Origin of the sequence: Capnocytophaga catalasegens (assembly GCF_026005215.1) — a bacterium.
In the GTDB taxonomy this organism is placed as follows: Bacteria; Bacteroidota; Bacteroidia; order Flavobacteriales; family Flavobacteriaceae; genus Capnocytophaga; species Capnocytophaga catalasegens.
In genome coordinates, this window is sequence record NZ_BPMA01000041.1 from 1 (window position 1) to 21,249 (window position 21,249).

General features: G+C 33.1%; 20 protein-coding genes, 1 tRNA gene and 1 pseudogene. 13 read left to right on the forward strand and 9 right to left on the reverse strand.

What is annotated here, in order from left to right; genetic code table 11:
- The 7 genes and pseudogenes from OO775_RS10635 to OO775_RS10665 form a co-directional block, all read right to left on the reverse strand.
- Positions 1-1,747: pseudogene (locus OO775_RS10635) on the reverse strand (hypothetical protein); the annotation flags it as partial.
- A complete protein-coding gene (locus OO775_RS10640) occupies positions 1,744-2,400 on the reverse strand; it encodes a DUF4280 domain-containing protein (RefSeq protein ID WP_264847100.1) in 657 nt (218 codons plus the stop codon). The gene OO775_RS10640 and the pseudogene OO775_RS10635, both read right to left, overlap by 4 nt.
- Positions 2,401-2,419: 19 nt before the next feature.
- Positions 2,420-3,706, reverse strand: a complete 1,287-nt coding sequence (locus OO775_RS10645) for a glycosyltransferase family 4 protein (protein ID WP_264847101.1) — start codon at positions 3,704-3,706, stop codon at positions 2,420-2,422.
- Between the two features lie 4 nt (positions 3,707-3,710).
- Positions 3,711-5,663, reverse strand: coding sequence for an amylo-alpha-1,6-glucosidase (locus OO775_RS10650; protein WP_264847102.1), 1,953 nt, complete (start codon positions 5,661-5,663; stop codon positions 3,711-3,713).
- A gap of 151 nt (positions 5,664-5,814) precedes the next feature.
- Complete coding sequence (locus OO775_RS10655) at positions 5,815-6,354, reverse strand: HXXEE domain-containing protein (protein ID WP_264847103.1); 540 nt, start codon at positions 6,352-6,354, stop codon at positions 5,815-5,817.
- Positions 6,355-6,376: 22 nt separating this feature from the next.
- Positions 6,377-8,365, reverse strand: coding sequence for an alpha-amylase family glycosyl hydrolase (locus OO775_RS10660; protein ID WP_373874570.1), 1,989 nt, complete (start codon positions 8,363-8,365; stop codon positions 6,377-6,379).
- Positions 8,366-8,409: 44 nt separating this feature from the next.
- Positions 8,410-9,384 (reverse strand): hypothetical protein, encoded by a 975-nt coding sequence (locus OO775_RS10665; RefSeq protein WP_264847105.1) that lies wholly within the window; start codon positions 9,382-9,384, stop codon positions 8,410-8,412.
- A gap of 170 nt (positions 9,385-9,554) precedes the next feature.
- Here OO775_RS10665 and rplU point away from each other — a divergent pair, with 170 nt between their 5' ends.
- The 11 genes from rplU to OO775_RS10720 all read left to right on the forward strand — a co-directional run bounded on the left by rplU (position 9,555) and on the right by OO775_RS10720 (position 17,412).
- On the forward strand, positions 9,555-10,178 hold the full coding sequence (gene rplU / locus OO775_RS10670; protein WP_264847106.1) for a 50S ribosomal protein L21: 624 nt from the start codon (positions 9,555-9,557) through the stop codon (positions 10,176-10,178).
- Between the two features lie 65 nt (positions 10,179-10,243).
- A complete protein-coding gene (rpmA, locus tag OO775_RS10675; RefSeq protein ID WP_264847107.1) occupies positions 10,244-10,504 on the forward strand; it encodes a 50S ribosomal protein L27 in 261 nt (86 codons plus the stop codon).
- 166 nt (positions 10,505-10,670) lie between these two features.
- Positions 10,671-10,940, forward strand: coding sequence for a hypothetical protein (locus OO775_RS10680; RefSeq protein WP_264847108.1), 270 nt, complete (start codon positions 10,671-10,673; stop codon positions 10,938-10,940).
- 57 nt (positions 10,941-10,997) lie between these two features.
- A tRNA-Thr gene (locus OO775_RS10685) sits at positions 10,998-11,071 on the forward strand.
- A gap of 69 nt (positions 11,072-11,140) precedes the next feature.
- Positions 11,141-13,192, forward strand: coding sequence for a transporter-like protein (locus OO775_RS10690; RefSeq protein WP_264847109.1), 2,052 nt, complete (start codon positions 11,141-11,143; stop codon positions 13,190-13,192).
- Between the two features lie 71 nt (positions 13,193-13,263).
- A complete protein-coding gene (map, locus tag OO775_RS10695; RefSeq protein WP_264847110.1) occupies positions 13,264-14,070 on the forward strand; it encodes a type I methionyl aminopeptidase in 807 nt (268 codons plus the stop codon).
- A 3-nt stretch (positions 14,071-14,073) separates the two neighbouring features.
- A complete protein-coding gene (locus OO775_RS10700; protein ID WP_264847111.1) occupies positions 14,074-14,841 on the forward strand; it encodes a class I SAM-dependent methyltransferase in 768 nt (255 codons plus the stop codon).
- A gap of 12 nt (positions 14,842-14,853) precedes the next feature.
- On the forward strand, positions 14,854-15,450 hold the full coding sequence (locus OO775_RS10705; protein WP_264847112.1) for a thioredoxin family protein: 597 nt from the start codon (positions 14,854-14,856) through the stop codon (positions 15,448-15,450).
- Position 15,451: 1 nt separating this feature from the next.
- Positions 15,452-16,210: a peroxide stress protein YaaA gene (yaaA, locus tag OO775_RS10710; RefSeq protein WP_264847113.1), complete on the forward strand. Its 759-nt coding sequence runs from the start codon at positions 15,452-15,454 to the stop codon at positions 16,208-16,210.
- A 60-nt stretch (positions 16,211-16,270) separates the two neighbouring features.
- Positions 16,271-16,972, forward strand: coding sequence for a 4-hydroxy-tetrahydrodipicolinate reductase (gene dapB / locus OO775_RS10715; protein WP_264847114.1), 702 nt, complete (start codon positions 16,271-16,273; stop codon positions 16,970-16,972).
- Between the two features lie 11 nt (positions 16,973-16,983).
- Positions 16,984-17,412, forward strand: coding sequence for a deoxycytidylate deaminase (locus OO775_RS10720; RefSeq protein WP_264847115.1), 429 nt, complete (start codon positions 16,984-16,986; stop codon positions 17,410-17,412).
- On the opposite strand, the gene hemW is transcribed toward OO775_RS10720, so the two are convergent.
- Positions 17,409-18,554 carry a radical SAM family heme chaperone HemW gene (gene hemW, locus OO775_RS10725; RefSeq protein WP_264847116.1) on the reverse strand — a complete coding sequence of 382 codons (1,146 nt, stop codon included), beginning with the start codon at positions 18,552-18,554 and terminating at the stop codon, positions 17,409-17,411. The two genes, OO775_RS10720 and hemW, sit on opposite strands and share 4 nt — an antisense overlap.
- Positions 18,555-18,655: 101 nt before the next feature.
- Between hemW and OO775_RS10730 the strand changes: the two genes are divergently transcribed.
- Positions 18,656-19,375 (forward strand): ABC transporter permease subunit, encoded by a 720-nt coding sequence (locus OO775_RS10730; RefSeq protein WP_264847117.1) that lies wholly within the window; start codon positions 18,656-18,658, stop codon positions 19,373-19,375.
- A gap of 74 nt (positions 19,376-19,449) precedes the next feature.
- Complete coding sequence (gene tpx / locus OO775_RS10735) at positions 19,450-19,947, forward strand: thiol peroxidase (protein WP_264847118.1); 498 nt, start codon at positions 19,450-19,452, stop codon at positions 19,945-19,947.
- Positions 19,948-20,005: 58 nt separating this feature from the next.
- On the opposite strand, the gene pepT is transcribed toward tpx, so the two are convergent.
- A complete protein-coding gene (pepT, locus tag OO775_RS10740; RefSeq protein ID WP_264847119.1) occupies positions 20,006-21,229 on the reverse strand; it encodes a peptidase T in 1,224 nt (407 codons plus the stop codon).
- Positions 21,230-21,249: the final 20 nt, after the last annotated feature.

Below are 21,249 nucleotides of genomic sequence, written 5' to 3' on the forward strand. Positions count from 1 at the left end.
ATTTTTTAGCAATAGCCATTATTTGAAAAGCACATAATTCGCCTTCTTTATCATTGTTTGTTATTTTAATAATGTTGCCATTTTCGTCGTATCTAAAAGAACGACCAATAGTAACGTTATCTAATTTAGAATAATTATATAATATTTTACCTAAAGTATCATAAACAATGTATCTCGAAGTTTTATCAATCATATTATCAACGTATTTTATATATCCTTCAGATATTTCAGATAAGACAATTATATTGTTACCATCATATATTTCTTCGTCTAATGTATATTTTCTAATATCTATTTTCTTTTCTTCTTGTGTAATACTATCGTTAAATACACATGAAACGTTTTGAATATCGCGAGTAATACCTCCTTTGTAACAACTACTTACAAAAATACTTAGAATAATAAGAAGTGTTTTAACTAAAAGAGGAGAAGCTCGCATGATATCCCATTGCCATTTTTGAGTAAAAAGCGGTTTATTTTTATCTAATTCTTCTTTGGTAAAATAATCCATATAATTGTCAGTTGCACTTTTACTAAAAAGATGTTCTTTTTTTTCGTCTTTTTCTTCATTCTCTCTAAAAGGGTGTTTTAGCCCCAGAGCGTGCATTAGCTCATGAGGTATCTCTGTAATAGGATAGATATTATCATTTGCTAAAAACATAACAGAGCCTATGTTATAATTTTCTGAGGGGCGAGGAACTTCTTGCCATTGTTTATATTTTTCGATAAGAGTTTCATAGTTTGCAAGCTGTTTTTTTTCCTCTTCGGTCAAAGTCTCTTTCCTTTTAAGTTTCTCTGCCTCTTCTGTGTAATGCTCTTTTGCACTCTGGTTAAGATGTAACTCCGTTCGGTAATTTCGAGATACTTCTGTAAGGTTGCTCAGTGTAACCCCGTTATTAAAATCCGTTTGCTCGCCATCATAATCAATTTTTCCGCTTTTTAAATAGGTAGTAAAGAGAACAATTTGTAAGCATTGCTTTTCTTGTCCGCGTAGTAACTCCGATATTAGTTTTTCTTTATTAACCACCATACCATCTCTAACAACATCTCTACTGGTGTAATAGGCAAAAGGTTGAAAGTAGGGAATAATATCTATATCAATTAGTGCAGGAGTAAAAGCTGTTTTACAATAAGTTTTTATTTTTTGTAAATTGATAATTTTTTTTATTTGCTTATCATCATTTTCGTCTTTTCCTCTATTCATTTCAACAATAACCCAAAGTACGGGGTGTTTTAGTTTTTTTATGTCGTTGGTTACAAAACACAGAGCACCTACGCATTGCTCTGTACCATCTGTATAACGAGCGTGTAGCTCTATTATATAATCGGTTGTTATTTCTTTATTACAGAAAACAGAAAAAGAAACGTTTTTGGTATTGGCAGGCAAAGTTGGTTGCGAAAAGTTAAATACTTTGTCAGGGTCAATAAACACAAAGTCTTTTATCAGTTTTCGAGCTTTATCTTTACCTTTAAGAGTAAGTTTAAATGTAGCAGAACGCCCTTTTGCTAAACTTACCCAAGGAATTAGATATTTTTCGTCAAAAACATCTATGTGTTTGTACTGGCTTTTTAGTTTTTCTTTGTCTAAACATCCTTTTTTAGAATGTTCAAAATCATCAAAACCAAATTTTGGAAATGTTTTGTCTCGGTCTTCAATATCAAATATAGCTATACATTTTTTATCTACAAGTTCCAAGTAAGTACTCATTTGTTGCCTTGTTTCGTGCAAAGTAATAGTTATTTTCATATCTCGGTATCATTTTTAGGTGCAATAATTTTTAGAAGAAGTTGGTCTTTGTTTCCGTAGAAAGTATATCCTTTTAAGATATCATCGGTCAAGTATTCACCGTTGTATTCAAAGTCCAAATCTTTGTCGCTCAAATCAATATCGGTTGTTTTACCTTTTATATTTTCTCCTTCTATAACTAAATATATCCATTGTCCTATTTCTCCTTTTTCAATTTCATTACCTTGCAAGTCCGTAAGAAAAAATCTGTTAAGTATTGGTTTAGTCAATATCGTTTGTTCTTCTTGTTCCTTTTGGATAGAATCTTCCCCTGTACCTATATAATAGAAATTTTGTGGAATAATTTCAGGAGTAATCATACCTCCCAAAGCGCAAGGTATTTTTGACTTTTCAGTAAGGGAAGCCATATTATTTACAAGATGAAAATTGAAAGTATGTTGCCATTGTAGTAAATTTAAAACACAAGGTTTCTGTGTTATGGAACAAATTCCAAAAGGAGTAATATTTTCGTTAGGGTTACAATCTTTTTCAGTAGCTTGTAAAAATTCATTAACTTTCACAAAATTTTGTGAGGTAACTTTTAATATTCCCAAAAGAGACCCTTTATCACATTTTAATAAAGAGTTTTCTATTAAAACTAATTCTTTGTCCATAAAAAAACACTAAAAATTATTATATTCGAATAAATTCATAAATATTTTTTACTTTCATAGCAGCGTGTTCCCATTTGAGTTGATTTACTTCAAATAGTCCTTCTTTTTGTACTTTTTTAGCAAGAGTAGGATAGGATATGAGTCCATATATAGCATCGGCAAGTGCATCAATGTCCCAATAATCAACCTTAATAGCATGTTTGAGTACTTCGGCTACTCCGGACTGATTCGATATAATCGTTGGGACTCCACAGCGCATTGCTTCGAGAGGTGAAATGCCAAAAGGTTCTGACACAGAAGGCATTACATATACATCGCTATGTAAAAACATTTTTTGTACATCATCTCCTCGTAAGAATCCTGTAAAATGAAATCGTGAACCTATTTTCAGTTGTGCCACACGGCGTACAGAAGGATTCATTTTATCTCCGCTACCTGCCATTACAAAGCGAACATTCGGACAACGTTTGAGTACTTTTGCAGCAGCTTCAATAAAGTATTCAGGTCCTTTCTGTAAGGTTATTCGTCCTAAGAAAGTAACAATTTTGTCTTTTACGCCTCGTTCCACTTGTTGTATTTCTTCTGAACCGAAATCTACGGCGTTATGCACGGTGGTTACTTTCTCTGGATTTATACCATATTTATCTATAACAATCGCTTTTGTCCAATCACTAACAGTAATTACTTGGTCAGCTTCGAGCATTCCTTGTCGTTCGATATCATATACAATGGTATTTCGATTATATTCGCCTCCTCGGTCATATTCGGTGGCATGTACATGAACAACAAGCGGTTTCCCAGAGATTTTTTTGGCTACAATTCCCGCATGATAGGTAAGCCAATCGTGTGCGTGGATAACATCGAAGTCATATTTGGAAGCAATTGTACCTGCTACTAATGCATATCGATATACTTCTTCAAGCAAATTTGCTCCGTATTTTCCTGAAAATTGATATTTGTTTTGAAAAGAAATAGCATGCTCTTTCGTATGAATTGTTGAAGCTTGCCAGTGTTGAGAAAAGGTTTCTGGGTCAAGATATGGGATAAGATTAGCACCAATTTCCATAAAATCTACATTTTCCCAATACGATTCTAAACCGCTGTAATGTCCCATCATTTCAACATCACTTGCATTGATTATTTTGGCGGCTGTTGGGTCTTCATCTCCCGATGCTTTGGGCATAACAAAGAGTACTTGCACGTCATTTTTGGCCAATCCTTTGGTAAGTCCAAGACATGCGGTTCCTAATCCACCGCTTATATGTGGAGGAAACTCCCACCCAAACATTAACACTTTTGTTTTCATATTATTATTGTTTGTTTTGAAATGATTTTAACAGATATAAGCTACGTAGTATTTCGGCTGTATTTCTTGCTTGCGATATACATCCATGTCCTTTGTAAGGAGGATTTCCGTCATAAAATTCAGAGATTGATGACAGCCCAAAGTTTTTCATATCTTCTTCTACGTGCGTAAGTATTTCCGCTGCTTGCGAAATGAAATTCTTTCCGTAGAGTTTGAAACACGCTTCTATATAAAATCCTAAAAGCCACGTGTGAACACCTCCCTGATAGATTGCATTCTCTTGCTCGCCCATTGTTCCCTCACACGTACCATTATATAATTCATTATCAGGGGATAAAGTGCGTAATCCTTTATCAGTTAGTAGATTATCGGCTACAATATCAACAATTTTTTTCTTCTGATATTCTTCCAATGGGCTATAATTAAGCGCACAAGCGATAATTTGGTTCGGACGAATATCCATATTTTGATACGTATCAACAGAATCTGCCAAATAGCCCCATTCTTCGTTCCAAAATACATCTTGAAAGCTTTGTTTAACCTGTGCTGAGCGTTCCTTCCAATCTAAACAAAATTGCTTGTCATTCGCTTCGTTTGCCAAAGCAAGTGCGTACTGAATAGCATTGTACCATAAAGCATTGATTTCAACAATATAACCATTGCGTTGTAGTACGGGCACTCCACCGACACGTCCGTTCATCCACGTAAGAGGTTTATAATAAGGTTGGTTATAAATGAGTCCATTCTCAGCCATTTTTACTTGTTCAAAAGTAGTTCCATCTCGATACGATTCAAGTATTTGTATAAAATTTTGTTTATATTTCTTCCAAATATTTTTAGCTGGAACTTGCGCAAAGTGTTCGTATTGTTGTATAGTCCAAAAAAACCATAACGAAGTGTCAGCGTTGTATTGCGGTTGAACGTGTGAACTTATAATACGAGTAAATCGCCCTCCGATAAAGTATTTTTGCATTGAAGCGATAATTTTTTCAAAAAGCGATGTGTCATTCAATCCGATTGCTATTCCTGCAAGCGAAACAAATGTATCGCGCCCATAACTGATGTGCCACGGATAGCCTGCCTTGATACGCGTTTCGTTCTTTTTCTCAATAATGAATTGTTTTGCTGCATATTTAAGGCAATCTTCAAACGAATTGCGTTGCTCTTTTTTCTCGGCTGCCGTAGCAAATTTATTTACTAATCGTTGTGGATTTACTTTCTCTGTTGAAGCAGAAAAAACAATGGTTTCACCTTTCTTTAAGACAAGTTCAAAGTACCCAGGTACTAACAAATCTTCTATAAAGTCTCCCCCGCGTTGTTCGTCTTTCAGATAGGTAATATTTTTGTACCAATAAGGAGTATGTAGGTATTCATTCTTTCTACTTATCTGCATATAAAGCATCGGAAAGTCTTCATATAAACGCATTCCGATTCCATTATCAACAGCTTCAAAATCCGTATTAGCTACGGAGTTTTCCTCACTAAGTTTGTGAGCATCACGAAAAGCTAAAAAGGGTTTCAATCGTAGTTTTACCTCTTTGTGAGAGCCCAATAAGGTATATCGGATAAGTACTTGGGGTTCATTGTGTAACATCATCACATCTTTACGAAGAATAACGCCTCCCACTTGATAAGTTATTGAAAAATATTTGTCAAATTCTGCTTCGGTAATGTATTTATGTCCTTTCGGTTCATATGCATTGGGATACTTATGTATTCCAAAGTTAAAATCTTTGCCATTTACTACAATAGATTCATCAAGAGCAGAAAGAAGTACATGATTTAACCCTTTGAATTGGTCAATAGGAAGTACTAATAATCCGTGATAACGTCTTGTATTACAAAAATTTAATGTAGTAGAACAATAGCCTCCTCCATGGTTTGTCCCCAAAAATTCTCGTTCCAAAGCATATTCTAAATTGACGAGATTTCGCTGATTGAATGATAAATAACTCATAATAGTTAAAAGGTTAATATTGATAGTTAATAATTTGAATAAGAAAACTAATAAAAGTGAGTTTTTCACGCCATAAAGTTACAAAAAATATTATAAACAGAGAAATATTTATAGAAAAAAATAGTGTATTTTCTACTAAAACATAAAAAAATTATGTTTTTAATGATGAAGTAATTCTTTTTTGAAACTTTTTTGCCCAAAAAAAGGCTAACGGGAAATTTAAAATGGCAATACTACAACCTATTATTGCCCACAGAAACATTTGTGAAAGCGAAAGTATTTCTGCTTGTACAAAAACATATAAAGCGTAAAAACAATAAGGTAATGATAGCAAAGAAGTTATTATTACAGGTACGTATTTTCTGTAAATTATCCATTGCCCAATGTGCATAAACAAGTGAATGAAATACGCCATAAATGCTCCAAACCACCATTGGTAATTTTGAGTATAGATTGCCCAATAACTTACTGCTGAAATTAGCAAAAACATATGTAAAACACCTATTGCAAACTCAGAAGTTGATAGTGTAAATAAATTATTTTTTTTCAAAAATGTAAAAAACATAGGAAAACGTTCTTTTAGCTCTGTTTTGTTTTTAGAAAGCCAAGGCTGAAACATAATAATTTCTTCAAAATCATGTATCATAAACACAATAGGAAGTAAAATCATAAGCAAAAGTAATGTTGTCATTTGTATAAAATATTAGTTAATATTATTTTCTTGAATAAACAGTTGCGCTTCGTGAAGGAATGTATAAGCTGAGTAAATTTTTTTTATATTTGTATTGAGAAAAATGTTCCACAGTGGCATCAATTCGGTTAAGTCCATCATATTCAGGAGATTCGGTAGAAAGAACTGCTGTATATTTGCCCGCTTCAACCTCAAAATGATAATCACTAAACGACCTATCTGGGCTGAAATTGAAAACGAATAAATATGCTCCTCGACCAAAAACAAGTATCTGTTTTTCAATATCTTGAACTAAAACTTGAGGAGAGAAATGAAGTAAATTATTATTATGATCATCAGAAGATGTTTTTATTTCTTGTTTGAAAAGATGAATCATCGCTTTATCAAATTCGTTCAAGAACCGAAAACGTAAATTTTTATCATCAAGTAAACTCCACATACGTTGAGCATGTTGATAGCTCCAATTATTTCCTTCTCGAGGAAAATCAATCCATTCGGGGTGTCCCCATTCGTTGCCCATAAAGGTCAAATATCCATCGCCAGCTGTACCCAGTGTGATAAGTCGTATCATTTTATGAAGAGCCATTGCGCGTTCTACAATCAGACTTTGGTCAAAAACGCTCATTGCCGTATAGATTTCTTTATCAGTCATTCGAAAAAATAGCGTTTTGTCTCCTACAAGCGCTTGGTCATGGCTTTCGGCATAGCTGATAGTTTTTTCTTCGGGACGCTTATTGGTCAATTCATAATATAAATCACCGACGTGCCAAGCATGGTCGTCTTTTTCTTTGAGGAGTTTTATCCAATAATCAGGAACTCCCATTTGCATTCGAAAATCAAATCCCATTCCATAGTTTTCAAAAGATTGTGCAAGTAGAGGCATACCACTTACTTCTTCGGCAATTGTAATGGCATCGGGTCGGAGCTGGTGAATTAGAATATTGGCAAGCGTCAGATAAGCAATCGCATCAATATCTTGATTTCCATCAAAATAAGGTTCATATCCAGAGAAATGAACGCCATTTCCGTGGTCGTAATAGAGCATACTTGTTACCCCATCAAAGCGAAAACCATCGAAGTGAAATTCTTCTAACCAAAATTTACAATTTGATAGTAAAAAATTCAGCACTTGTGGTTTTCTATAATCAAAACAACGCGACCCCCAAAGAGAATGATGTCCTCGTTCTCCTTGATGAAAATATTGATACTCAGTACCGTCTAATAGCCCTAAACCTTCTTGTTCATTGCTTACCGAATGCGAATGTACAATATCTAATATGACTCGAATACCCAATCCGTGGGCTTCATCAATGAGCTGTTTTAATTCCTCAGGTGTTCCGTAGCGTGAACTTACTGCAAAAAAATTAGAAACCTGATACCCAAAAGACCCATAATATGGATGTTCTTGTATGGCCATTAGCTGGATTACGTTATATCCCAAATTGGCAATACGAGGTAGTACAAAAAGGCGAAATTCGGTAAAAGAAGTTACTTTTTTCTGCTCGGTTGACATTCCGATATGTGCTTCGTAGATAAGTGGATTTTTTACAATTTTCGGAGTTGGATTTTTCCACTTGTAAGGAGCAGGATTCCAAACTTGTGCTGAAAAAATTTTGGTATAATTATCTTGTACAACTCGCTGTACGTGTGCAGGCAATCGTTCGCCTTGTCCGCCTTGCCAAACGACCAAAAGTTTGTACAAATCGCCGTGTTTTAGTTGTTTTGGGGCAAAACGAATTTCCCAATTTTCAGCATCAATTTTGTGAAGCGCAAAATGCGGGTCAGCCCTCCAATTATTCTGATCACAAAGAAAGAAAACTTGTTGAGCATTGGGTAGCCATTCTCTAAAAATCCATTCATTTTCAGTGAAATGCAGTCCATAATAAAGATACGAGTTACAATTATCAGCCAAAGAAAGTTTGTCTGCTTGCATCATTTCTAATTTTTCTTTGGTATAAAAATGTCTTTGCTCAATAATGGGAGCATAAGACAAAAGATAAGGGTCTGTGATACGTTGCATTTTTTAGAAATTTTGATATAATTTATAGTTCAAAGTTATTGATAATAGATGATTTTTCGTAAAGAAGTAGTACTTTTCTTTCCGTTTCTATATTCTTGTTTATGTACCCAATTTCCATACGAATCAAAGGTATATTCATATACAATAGTTGTTTTTAGTTGATTTTCAGTTTCTTTATATTCTTTTTGTTCAGTACAAAGCCCTTTGTCATTGTATTTGTAAGTATATTTATGTTGGAAATTACCCTTGGAATCATATGAAACAATCTCTTGTACATATCCTTGTTTGTTATATAGATAAGTATCAATTACATAACCATATTTGTCTAAACATTCGAAATCATCATCGGCACATTCGTAACATTTTTCTTCAATCATATAATTTTGTTTGTTATACGAACGAATGTATTTTCGCAACTCATTGAAATGATTTTTTGAGTTGAACTCTATTTCGTTTCCTTTTTTATCATATTTATAGCTAATTTCTTCGGGATATAGCAAATCATTCTCATTTTTCCCTATCGAATATTCAATTGCTTTTTCCAGCAAATTAAGGTTATTATATGTGTAGAAAATTTTTCCAGATAATTTATTCTCGTGATTGTAAATTTTAGCTTCGTTTAACCTTCCTTTTGTGTTATAAAAATAAAGAAAATGTTTGAAAAAACCGCTACAACAAAGGTCGTTATAAAGGTATTCGGTTTTATAACCCGCTGTATTATAATGAGATATATAATGAGATATTAGTGTATCATTATCAATGCCCGAATTTCCTAAAAAATCTTCTCGAAGATGAATCATTTTCACTTTTCCAAAGAGTTTATCCTTTTGCCAATCGGTGGTATCTTGTTTTTTTTCGGGTAATATAAAATCTTCTTTTGGAGAAATTTTAGATGTATTTTCATATAAAAAATTGTTGTTTTTTACCTCAAAAGCATTTTTTATTGAATTTTGTTGCTTACAACCAATAAAAATAAACCCGAAAATTGATACAAAAAATATTTTTTTCATAATTGAAATTTTTGATGAGTCCCACAAAGTTACGAAAAAAGCTGTAATATATGTATAGTAAATAATGAAAATAATTGAGTTGAAAAAAAAATTACAAATCTATTTGGCTGTTTAAAAAAAATGTAGTAAATTTGCCCCCACGAAAAATAAGAATTAAATTTACATAAATTATGTATGCAATTGTAGAGATGGCAGGGCAGCAATTTAAAGTTGCAAAAGATCAAAAAGTTTTTGTTCATCGTTTAGAAGCAAAAGAAGGGGAAGTTCTTACTTTTGATAATGTACTTCTTATTGATAACGATGGAGAGATTCTTGTTGGCGCCCCAGCTGTAAATGGAGCTTCGGTAGAAGCAAAAGTTTTAAAACACCTAAAAGGTGATAAAGTAATTGTTTTTAAAAAGAAACGTAGAAAAGGTTACAAAGTGAAAAATGGTCATCGTCAGTTTCTTACAGAAATTGTAGTTGAAAACATTATTGCTTCGGGTGCTAAAAAATCAGAGAAAAAAGAAGCAAAAGCAGTAACCAAAAAAACATCGAAAGGAGATGATTTAAAAAAAGTAGAAGGTATCGGACCTAAAGCAGCAGAAGCGCTTGTTAATGCAGGAATAGATACTTTTGAAAAATTGTCTAAAAAATCTGCTGATGAAATTAAAGCTATTTTGGTAGCAGCAAGTTCTACATTGGCTCACCTTGAACCAGGTACTTGGGCTGAGCAAGCAGCTCTTGCAGCAGCAGGAAAATGGGACGAACTTAAAAAATGGCAAGACGAACTAAATGGTGGTATTGCTAAATAATTTTAAGGTATTTTTGGAAAAAAAATGTTAAACATCTGATATTCAGAAATTAAAAACCTAAAAAAATGGCTCATAAGAAAGGTGTCGGTAGTTCTAAGAACGGTAGAGAATCAGAATCGAAACGGCTTGGCGTGAAAATTTATGGAGGTCAAGTAGCTATCGCTGGAAACATACTTGTTCGTCAGCGTGGAACGGTTCATAATGCAGGTGAAAATGTATATATGGGTAAAGACCATACATTGCACGCTGCGATTGACGGAATTGTAAAATTCCAAAAGAAAAGAGGAAATAAATCATTTGTTTCAGTTATTCCTTTTGAGGCTTAATTGTTTTTTGATTTGTTCATATTTTTGAAATTTAAAGGTTATTGCAAAAGCAGAAATTTTAATTTCTGCTTTTTGTGTTTTTCTAAATAAAAATACAGCAAAAAATATAATTTTTTTTAATTAGGTATAATAAAAAGTCTTATATTTGCAAAAAAAAATTGAACGTATGGCAAGTATTAGAAATTTTAAAAAGGAAATCAACTATGTATTGGGAGAGTTGATAGATGCAGTTACCATTTGGGAGCTAACAACAGGTAAAGAAAACTCTCAGCAAGCAAGTCAAATTGTTAATGATATTATAGCAACATACGATTCGTATGTAGAAAAAATCAATAACAAAGAAGAACGCAAAAAAGCTGGATATTTTAAGTCGCTCAAAAAAGCATTCCACACCGATGCGGTTTCTATCGTAGAAAAAATAAATGGATTAAGCTAATTTTTTTGTAAAAAGATTTGTGAATTTACAGAAAAAACGTAACTTTGCGCTCGCAATGCCGATATAGCTCAGTTGGCCAGAGCACGTGATTTGTAATCTCGGGGTCGTGGGTTCGAATCCCTCTATCGGCTCAAAACTCTCTATCTAATAGAGAGTTTTTTTTTATCAAAAAAATTAGTATCTTTGTCAAAATTAAAATTATGAAGATAAATAGATATAAGAAATATAAAAATCTTTCTCAAATTTTTCAAAAATACATTGTAAATGAAGAAATTGTAGATAAAAACAATTTGTCATTTTTATATGATTTGATACGTTATTTTCGTCCTAAAAATGTAAAAAACAAAGTTTCTTTGCAAGAGTTGATAGAGTATTTGGTTATGTATCCGTCTGATTGTCAGGTACTTTCAATATATGTGCAAGGAATACTTGCAGGGAAAAAATTTGGACAAATGGTTTCTGAGGTGGGTATTTCGCAAGATTCAGACTTTTTTTACGAATTGCGAAGAAGAATTTCAGATCAAATCTTGCCTTTCCAACCAGAAAAAAATACGCTTCAATATGTTTTAAATCAAATATTTTACAAACGCTCGGATAGCACTTGGATTGAAAAAATTCCGATGGACGAATTAGAAATTTTGTTCGATTTGTTGGGATTTGAAGATATTTTCAATCAACAATCGGCGTCACACGGCGCAATGTCTGAGCTTTTGTATGCGATTGGTTTGCTAACTCAGCGTATGGGTGGGCGCTCGGTTGAGTCGCATATTATGCAAATGGCTCCCGAATATAGTTATCTGGAAAGCCCATTTTTAGCTTTTGAAAAAGAATTTTCAGCAATACAAAATTCACTAATTTCAGGAGAGCGTGAAGTGATAACTCCGGATAGTTTGAGTTATAAACAGATGTTGGTTTTACATAAACAATGTCAAGATTTTGTTAATCAGGCTTATAAGAATAGTTCCAAATACGGAATAACTTTGCGGGTAACCCAAGGTCTTTTGTGTCTTCAACAACAATTAAGACGCGTTGAAATCTTGTTGAATTTGCTACTGATTTCTCAAAATTCTGACAGAAAGACAAATACAATTCGTCTTGCTTTAAAACTTATAGAATATAACTCATACAAAAATGACCTGAGTGATTATCTTAGAGATAGTATTCAGTCTGTTTCGTATGAAATTACTCAGCATACAGCCAATACAGGAGAACATTATATTACATCTTCGACAGGAGAATATTTTAAAATGTTAAAAACAGCGCTTGGTGGAGGTTTTGTTGTAGGTTTTATGTGTATTTTGAAGGTTTTGCTAGGAAAGGTAGAAACCAGTGCTTTTGGTCATGCCTTTTTGTATAGTTTGAATTATGCTTGGGGATTCATTGCGATTTATTTACTTCATTATACATTGGCAACCAAACAGCCAGCAATGACAGCAACTACTATTATCCGAGCCATTGAAGATGGAATAAAAAAACAAACACAAACCGATGAAAAACATAGTGCTTTTGCTGATTTGTTTGCTCGTCTTTTCCGCTCTCAATTTATTGCCTTTGTCGGAAATATAATAATGGCTTTCCCTGTCGCATTGTTATTGGTATGGGCATTTCATTATTTTACAGGTATTAACATTGTCGAAAGTAAATGGACAACTCTGTTGAAAGATGCAAGTCCTATTCATTCATTACTTATTTTACATGCAGCTATTGCAGGAGTTTTTTTATTTCTTTCGGGAATTATTTCTGGTAATGTTTCTAATAAAAACAAACACAATCAGTTTTATTATCGAATAGCAGAAAATCCTTTTATAAAACAGGCCTTAGGAGAGAAAGGCGCAAAACGATTATCGAATTGGCTATCTAAAAAATGGCCGGGAATTGTATCTAATTTCTGGTTTGGAGTTTTTATGGGAAGCACTGCTTCAGTAGGTTTTTTCTTAGGATTGAATTTGGATATTCGCCATATTACATTTGTTAGTGGAAATATAGCAATGGGAATTTATGGTGCAAATTTTATACTTGATCCAATGATGTGGTTTTGGATATTTTTGGGACTTATATTGGTTGGATTTATCAATTTTAGTGTGAGTTTTGGTTTGTCTTTAAGTGTGGCTTTTCGCTCTCGCAATATTCCTTCCTCAGAAATATTTGAATTAAATAAAGCTGTACTGAAATATTTTATCAAAAATCCGCTTAATTTTTTCTTTCCTCCAAGAAAAACAAAAGAAATTAAGGAAGAAAAACAAGAAATTTAAATATTATTGATAAAAAGGAATTTATTTTTAGTATTAAAATCGTATCTTTGTCTGTTTTTAAGAAAATAAAAATGATAAAAATAAAATCACCAGAACAATTATTATTGATGCGCGAGAGTGCGCTTATTGTCTCTCGAACACTTGGTATGCTTGCCAAAGAGATAAAACCAGGTGTAACAACCTTATATTTGGACAAGTTGGCAGAGGATTATATTCGTTCGCAAGGTGCAATTCCTGGTTTTTTAGGATTGTATAATTTCCCAAATACACTTTGTGTAAGTCCCAATGCACAAGTAGTGCATGGTATTCCGAACAATATTCCGCTTAACGAAGGAGATATCATATCAGTAGATTGTGGAGCAAAAAAAAATGGATTTTACGGAGACCACGCTTATACATTTGAAGTGGGAGAGGTTTCACCAGAGATAAAACAATTGCTCAAAATAACTAAAGAATCATTATATATAGGTATTCGAGAATTTAGAAGCGGAAATAGAGTAGGAGATGTTGGGTATGCAATTCAACAATATTGTGAAAGCCATGGATATGGCGTTGTTCGCGAACTTGTTGGGCATGGATTGGGACAAAAAATGCACGAAGACCCCGAAATGCCTAACTATGGAAAACGAGGAAGTGGAAAACGATTTGCCAATGGAATGGCTGTTGCTATTGAACCGATGATAAATCTTGGAACTCACAAAGTGAAGCATTTACGAGATGGTTGGACAATTCTGACAGCAGATGGAAAACCCTCTGCGCATTTTGAACATGATGTAGCTATGGTTGATGGAAAACCTCGTTTGTTATCCACTTTTAAATATATTTATGAAGTTTTAGGTATTGAAAGTGATGAAGAAAACGAATTTCTTTGGGAATAAATCATGTCTTTATTTAAAACGATATTAAATATACTACCACGTCCATTACTTATTAAAATTAGTTTTTGGATACGTCCGATTTTGACTTTTTGGTATCGAGGGAAAAAATATACTGACCCAATTGATAATCAGAGTTTTCGGACATTTTTACCTTATGGATATCAAAAAGTGCGTACTAATGTTCTCTCTCCATCAACACTTTCTTTGGAAAGACATCGTTTTTTATGGTTGTATCTTGTTCGAAAAACATATTTTTTTGAAAAAAAACTTAAAGTATTACATGTAGCGCCAGAACAGGCGTTTTACAAACGTTTTAAAAAACAAAAAAATTTGCAATACATAACAACTGATTTGTATTCGCCTCTGGCAGATATTAAGGCAGATATTTGCAATTTACCTTTTGAAGATAAATCTTTTGATGTAATATTGTGTAATCACGTTTTGGAGCATATAGTTGATGATACAAAGGCAATGCAAGAACTCTTCAGAGTGCTTAAAGTAGGAGGTTGGGGCATATTTCAAGTTCCACAAGATGTAAATCGAAAGGAAACTTTTTCGGACGATACCATAACAGACCCCAAGGAGCGGACACGTATTTTTGGACAATATGATCACGTGCGTATTTATGGAATGGATTATTTTGAAAAATTACAAAATATCGGATTTGAAGTTAAACAAATACCTTGTAAAGAAATAGCATCAGATGATGAAATAGAGCGATTTCGGCTAAATTCTACCGAAATTTTACCCATTTGTTTTCGAATAAAATAAAAAATGTAAATTATGTTAAAAGAAATTATTGAAAATAGTCTTCAAAAAGCCTTTACTTATACAGAATATATGGCTTTGATGGATAAATTGGTTGCTGAAAAACGAACTACGGGGCAAGACCAATCACAAGAAATGGTTAGCTTTACGCAACTGAATTATCAACGAATGAAACGACTTGATAAAGCATTGAAAATTAGTGAAGAACAAGCTGCGTATTTTCAAAAAATAGATAAAAAACAAACGTGGCTCGTAATTACCGAAGCGTGGTGTGGTGATGCTTCGCAAATTGTACCTATGCTAAACAAAATAGCGCAAACTAATTCAAATATAGAGCTAAAACTTGTATTACGAGATGAAAATGAGGCACTTATGAATCTGTTTTTAACTAATGGAGGTAAGGCTATTCCAATGCTTATTATCTTGAATACGAGTACGTTAGAAGTATTGAACGTTTGGGGACCTCGCCCAACCATAGCAACCAAAATGGTCGAAGATTACAAAACAAAATATGGAAAATTGACTTCTGAATTCAAAGAAGAATTGCAAAAATGGTATAATCAAAATAAAGGGCAAAGCATTGTAAATGACCTAATTAGCTTATTAAAATAATATGAAAATAATAATATCGCCTGCCAAATTATTAGATTTTAAAACAAAAGTTCCAATACAAGAATTTTCTCAACCTATTTTTCAAAAAGAAATGGCATTAGTTAATTCTGTAGTAAAAGAACTTACACCCAGTGAGTTATCAAATTTGATGCATATTTCAAACAAATTGGCAGAACTTAATTGGCAACGTAATCAGGAATTTTCTCTTCCTTTTTCTCTAAACAATGCACGCCAAGCTGTTTATGCTTTCAATGGTGAAGTATACGAAGGTTTAGATATTTATTCGTTTACAAATCAGCAAGTTACAAAACTTCAAAAACATTTACGTATTCTTTCGGGTTTGTATGGAATTTTAAAACCTTTAGATTTAATTCAACCTTATCGTTTGGAAATGGGAACGAAGATAGTAATAGGTAAATCGTCAAATTTATATGAATTTTGGAAAGAAAAAATAACAAATACTTTAAATGAAGAACTATCTGATAATGAGTTGTTTATAAATTTAGCTAGCAATGAATATTTTGGAGCAATTGACACTAAAAAGCTCAAAGTCAATATTGTAACTCCTGTATTTAAAGATTGGAAAGGAGATAATTTAAAAACGATTGTTTTTTATACAAAAAAAGCACGAGGACTTATGGTTCGCTATCTGATTAAAAATGATATTCAAACTTTTGAAGAAATAAAAGGCTTTGATTATGAAGGATATACATTCAGTCAAGAGCTTTCAAAAGGTAATGAATTAGTTTTTGTTAGATAATTTTTCTGTATTTTAATAATGAAAATAAAAAAGATAAACTTTACTAAATTTGAATAAATAATGAAAATAGCTTTATTTGGATACGGAAAAATGGGTAAAACTATTGAAAAAATTGCTCAAGAACGAGGGCACGAAATTGTTTTGAAAATAGATAAGGATTCAGAAAATTATGATATTTCTGTAGCTGATATAGCCATTGAATTTAGTACACCAGATAGTGCTTTTGATAATATAACGCAGGCTTTATCAAAGAAAATTCCCGTAGTGGCAGGCACAACAGGTTGGCTTTCTCGGTATGACCAAGCGGTTCGTATTTGCAACGAAAATCAAACAGGTTTTTTGTATGCATCTAATTTTAGCGTGGGGGTTGCTATTTTTTTTGAATTGAATAAATTTCTTGCCAGAGTGATGTCAAATCTTAATCAATACAAAGTTTCTATTGAAGAGATACATCATACAGAGAAACTCGATGCACCTAGTGGAACAGCCATTACTTTGGCAGAAGGAATTATTGAGCAAACCAATAAAAAAGGTTGGCAACTTGGCGATAAAGTATCAGAAGATGAAATTCCGATTACTGCACTTCGAATTGGCAATACGCCTGGGACGCATACAATTACTTACCAAAGCGAAGTGGATACTCTCGAAATAAAACATATGGCTCATAATCGTCTTGGCTTTGCATTGGGAGCTGTTTTGGCAGCTGAATGGCTTTTAAATAAAAAAGGAGTTTTTTCTATGAAAGATGTTCTTTTTAATTAAAATTTTTTGAAATGAATAAAAAAGAAAGATACGACCGAGCTTATATGCGAATGGCAGAAGAATGGGCAAAATTATCACATTGTCAGCGCAAACAAGTAGGAGCTATTATTGTCAAAAACAGAATGATTATCTCTGATGGCTATAATGGAACTCCAACAGGATTTGAAAATTGTTGTGAAGACGAACAAGGACAAACCAAATGGTATGTTCTTCATGCAGAGGCAAATGCAATACTCAAAGTAGCTTCATCTACACAATCGTGCGAAGGGGCTACTCTTTATATTACGATGTCTCCTTGCAAAGAATGTAGCAAATTGATACATCAAGCAGGAATTAAGCGTGTTGTTTATAAAAATTTTTATAAAGATGATGATGGATTAAAATTCCTTGAAAAAGCAGGTGTTGAATTAGTACATTTGACTGATACTTCAGCTATTTAATCAGGCATAATAAACAAATTACTTGCAATACCGTCAGAGAGGAATATGCCCTTATTTGTTGTTTTAAGATGCTTATTATCAATCAATAATAGTTCTTCTTGTAAATAATTATTTGCTTCTCGAAGGAGATGAGAGTGAAATTCTTTGCCAAATAAAGATTCTATTTGTACAAGAGAAATACCTTTTTGAGTTCGTAACCCTGTGAGAATAAGCTCATTATAAGAATCATAAATAGAAAGTTTTTCTGTTTCGCAAGGACGAATATTAGCAGAAATCGCCTGTATATACTTGATATTGTGTGATATATTCCAACTGCGTTCTTTGCCGTTGTAGCTATGAGCCGAGGGACCTATACCCATATACGGTTTTTGCTCCCAATAAGCGGTATTATTTTTACTAAAATAGCCTTCTTTTCCAAAATTTGATAATTCATAATGAATAAAATTTTTTTCTTCAAGAATATTTTTTAGAAGAAAAAATTGCTCGTAAGTTTGTTCTTCATTTATATGTGGTATTTTTCCTTTGTGTATCAATTTTTCAAGAGCTGTTCTGGGTTCTACTGTTAGTGCATATGCCGAAATATGAGGTACGCCAGCATCTAATGCCTTTTGGATATTTTTTATCCAACGGTCGTTACTCATATTGGGAATTCCGTATATTAAATCAATCGTGATATTGTCAAAAAAAGTAGAGGCTTCTTGAAGAATAGTTTGTGCTTGCCAAGCTGTGTGCGCCCGATTCATCAGTTGCAAATCTTCTTCAAAAAAAGACTGAATACCAATACTTAATCTATTGATTTTAAGTTGTTTAATTTTTTCAAAAGAAAGAGATAAATTACCTTGATTAGAAAAATCATCAGGATTTGCTTCTAATGTAATTTCAGCTTTTTCCGAAACTTTGTAATGCTGGTAAATAGTATCCATTATTTTTTCTAACTCATTGGAAGTTAGCAAAGAAGGCGTTCCCCCACCGAAATAAATAGTTTGTAATTCAGAGTGAACTGCTTCTTGTCTTCGCAAAATCAATTCTTTGCATAAAGCCTCAATTAGTTCAGTTTTTCGTTTGAGTGTTGTAGAAAAATGAAAATCACAATAATGACAAGCTTGTTTACAGAAAGGAATATGAATATAAAGGCTATACATAAATACTGAAAATGGTTCGCAAGGTATGAATTTTTTTGGGAAAATAAAAAATAATATCTTTAAAAAAATTTTTGTATTTTTGACCTCAAAATATTAAATCAATGATAGCATTATTCAAAAAAGAAATTCGATATTTTTTTACTTCCTCAGTAGGATATGTAATTATGGGAATTTTTATGCTTTGTAATAGCTTGTTTTTGTGGTTGTTACGAGGTAATTATAACATTTTTGAAAGCGGATTTTCTGATTTGCATCCGTTTTTTATTCTTTCGGCTTGGATATTTATATTTTTAGTTCCAGCCATTACCATGCGTACTATTTCCGAAGAAAAACGAACCGGAATGCTGACTCTTTTGCTGACAAAACCAATCACTCCCCAACAAATCATTTTAGGAAAATATTTAGGAATTTTAGTTTTGATAATCAGCGTATTATTACCTACGTTATTGTTTGTATATATGGTATGGCAAATGGGAAATCCTGTGGGAAATCTAGATATAGCAACAACTATTGGTTCATATGTAGCATTATTTTTGTTAGCTTCGGGATTTGCTTCTGTTGGCTTGTGGGCTTCATCGGTAAGTCAAAATCAAATAGTTGCATTTGTGTTAGCTACATTTTTGAATTTTTTTCTATTTTACGGATTAGATGAAATAATTTCGCTTGTAGCAGGAGAAACATTTATTTATTTCGGATTTAAAAATCATTTTGAAGACATAAGTCGCGGAGTGATTGATACGCGCAATGTGGTGTATTTCTCGGTTGTTATTGCTTTTTTCCTCTATATGGCTTTGCTTTCTTTGAAGAGTAACAAATTTTAGCAATAAAAAATACGTTTTTGTATTTATTTTCGGAATAAATTTCTATTTTTGCAAAAATAATAAATATAAATTTTATGGCACAGATTACATTCAAAGGGACACCTGCCAATACGCAAGGTTCATTGCCAAAAGAGGGGAGTGTCGCTCCCAATTTTGTAGTAGTAGCAAATGATTTGAGCGAAAAATCACTTGCCGATTATAAAGGAAGTCGTATTGTATTGAATATTTTTCCAAGTATTGATACAGGAACTTGTGCGACTTCGGTTAGAAGATTCAATCAAGAGGCTTCTAATTTGAAGAATACAAAAGTGCTTTGTATTTCGAAAGATTTGCCTTTTGCTCAATCAAGATTTTGTGGAGCGGAAGGAATTGTTAACGTAGAAACGTTGTCAGATTTTCGAGGCGATTTTCAGGCGAAATATGGTCTTGTTTTTATTGATACGCCTTTGAAAGGATTGCTTTCGCGTGCGATAATTGTTCTTGACCCAGATGGCAGAGTTATCTACACAGAGCAAGTTGCAGAAACCACACAAGAACCTGATTATCAGAAAGTAATAGAAGTACTTAGCTAAAATTAGGAAATTTAATAAAAAAATCCCCTAAATCACAATGACTTAGGGGGATTTTTTATTATTTGCGAGCAGTAATCTCAGCTATTTTTATGATGACATCAGTTGCTTTTAGCATACTTTCCACAGGGAGATATTCATATTTCCCATGAAAATTAACTCCTCCTGCAAAAATATTAGGACACGGAAGCCCTTTGAAACTTAGTTGAGAACCATCTGTACCGCCACGTATAGGCTGAATAATAGGCGTGATACCCAATTCTTTCATAGCTTTTTCGGCGATTTCTACAATATGAAATACAGGTTCTATTTTTTCTTTCATATTGTAATATTGGTCAGAAATTTCAACTTTTAAAACTCCTTTGAATAGCAAATTCAAATCGTGAATAATAGTTTCTAAGATTTTCTTTTTACCTTCAAATTTCATTCGATCGTGATCTCTGATGATAAGATGAATAATAGTTTTTTCAACATCTCCACTAACATTCGTTATATGAAAAAAACCTTCTCGACCTTCGGTTTTGTATGGCACTTGGTTTTTTGGTAGCATTCGGATAAATTTGGCAGCAATCATTATCGAATTGACCATTTTGTCTTTGGCTGTTCCAGGGTGAACGTTTTTCCCTTGTATGGTGACTTTGGCGCCAGCAGCATTGAAGTTTTCGTATTCAAGCTCGCCTACATGGCTTCCATCCATAGTATATGCCCAATCTGCTCCAAATTTTTCAACATCAAACTGATGAGCTCCTCGACCAATTTCTTCATCGGGAGTGAAGGCTATTCGTATTTTTCCGTGCTTGATTTCGGGGTGCTTTACCAAATATTCCATAGCAGAAACAATTTCGGTAACTCCTGCTTTATCATCAGCACCTAAGAGCGTTGTTCCGTCGGTAGTAATGAGTGTTTGTCCAATATATTTTTTCAAATCGTCAAATTCGCTCGGCGATAATATGATATTCAAATCTTTGTTCAAAACAATATCGCCTCCGTCATAGTTTTTGATAATTTGAGGTTTTACATTTGCTCCTGAAAAATCGGGAGAGGTATCAAAATGTGCAATAAAACCAATGGTTGGAACAGGATAATCAACATTGCTCGGGAGCGTAGCCATTACGTACGAATTATCATCAATGGTAACATCTTCCAGCCCAATTTGTTTTAAATCTTCGACCAATTTTCGAGCCAAATTCCATTGTTTTTCGGTACTTGGCGTTGTGTTGCTGTCAGGGTCAGATTGCGTATCAATCGCAACATAACTCAAAAAACGATTTACTATATTTTCCATATTTGTTTAGTTTTTAAAAT

Bases quoted from the DNA above. Each gene is read 5' to 3' on its own strand.
- OO775_RS10690 (WP_264847109.1), top strand. From the start codon at position 11,141: ATGAAGATAAATAGATATAAGAAATATAAAAATCTTTCTCAAATTTTT.
- OO775_RS10700 (WP_264847111.1), top strand. From the start codon at position 14,074: ATGTCTTTATTTAAAACGATATTAAATATACTACCACGTCCATTACTT.
- rpmA (WP_264847107.1), top strand. From the start codon at position 10,244: ATGGCTCATAAGAAAGGTGTCGGTAGTTCTAAGAACGGTAGAGAATCA.
- OO775_RS10645 (WP_264847101.1), bottom strand. From the start codon at position 3,706: ATGAAAACAAAAGTGTTAATGTTTGGGTGGGAGTTTCCTCCACATATA.
- pepT (WP_264847119.1), bottom strand. From the start codon at position 21,229: ATGGAAAATATAGTAAATCGTTTTTTGAGTTATGTTGCGATTGATACG.
- OO775_RS10730 (WP_264847117.1), top strand. From the start codon at position 18,656: ATGATAGCATTATTCAAAAAAGAAATTCGATATTTTTTTACTTCCTCA.
- hemW (WP_264847116.1), bottom strand. From the start codon at position 18,554: ATGTATAGCCTTTATATTCATATTCCTTTCTGTAAACAAGCTTGTCAT.
- OO775_RS10720 (WP_264847115.1), top strand. From the start codon at position 16,984: ATGAATAAAAAAGAAAGATACGACCGAGCTTATATGCGAATGGCAGAA.
- map (WP_264847110.1), top strand. From the start codon at position 13,264: ATGATAAAAATAAAATCACCAGAACAATTATTATTGATGCGCGAGAGT.
- OO775_RS10705 (WP_264847112.1), top strand. From the start codon at position 14,854: ATGTTAAAAGAAATTATTGAAAATAGTCTTCAAAAAGCCTTTACTTAT.
- OO775_RS10680 (WP_264847108.1), top strand. From the start codon at position 10,671: ATGGCAAGTATTAGAAATTTTAAAAAGGAAATCAACTATGTATTGGGA.
- OO775_RS10655 (WP_264847103.1), bottom strand. From the start codon at position 6,354: ATGACAACATTACTTTTGCTTATGATTTTACTTCCTATTGTGTTTATG.
- yaaA (WP_264847113.1), top strand. From the start codon at position 15,452: ATGAAAATAATAATATCGCCTGCCAAATTATTAGATTTTAAAACAAAA.
- rplU (WP_264847106.1), top strand. From the start codon at position 9,555: ATGTATGCAATTGTAGAGATGGCAGGGCAGCAATTTAAAGTTGCAAAA.
- tpx (WP_264847118.1), top strand. From the start codon at position 19,450: ATGGCACAGATTACATTCAAAGGGACACCTGCCAATACGCAAGGTTCA.
- OO775_RS10640 (WP_264847100.1), bottom strand. From the start codon at position 2,400: ATGGACAAAGAATTAGTTTTAATAGAAAACTCTTTATTAAAATGTGAT.
- dapB (WP_264847114.1), top strand. From the start codon at position 16,271: ATGAAAATAGCTTTATTTGGATACGGAAAAATGGGTAAAACTATTGAA.
- OO775_RS10650 (WP_264847102.1), bottom strand. From the start codon at position 5,663: ATGAGTTATTTATCATTCAATCAGCGAAATCTCGTCAATTTAGAATAT.
- OO775_RS10665 (WP_264847105.1), bottom strand. From the start codon at position 9,384: ATGAAAAAAATATTTTTTGTATCAATTTTCGGGTTTATTTTTATTGGT.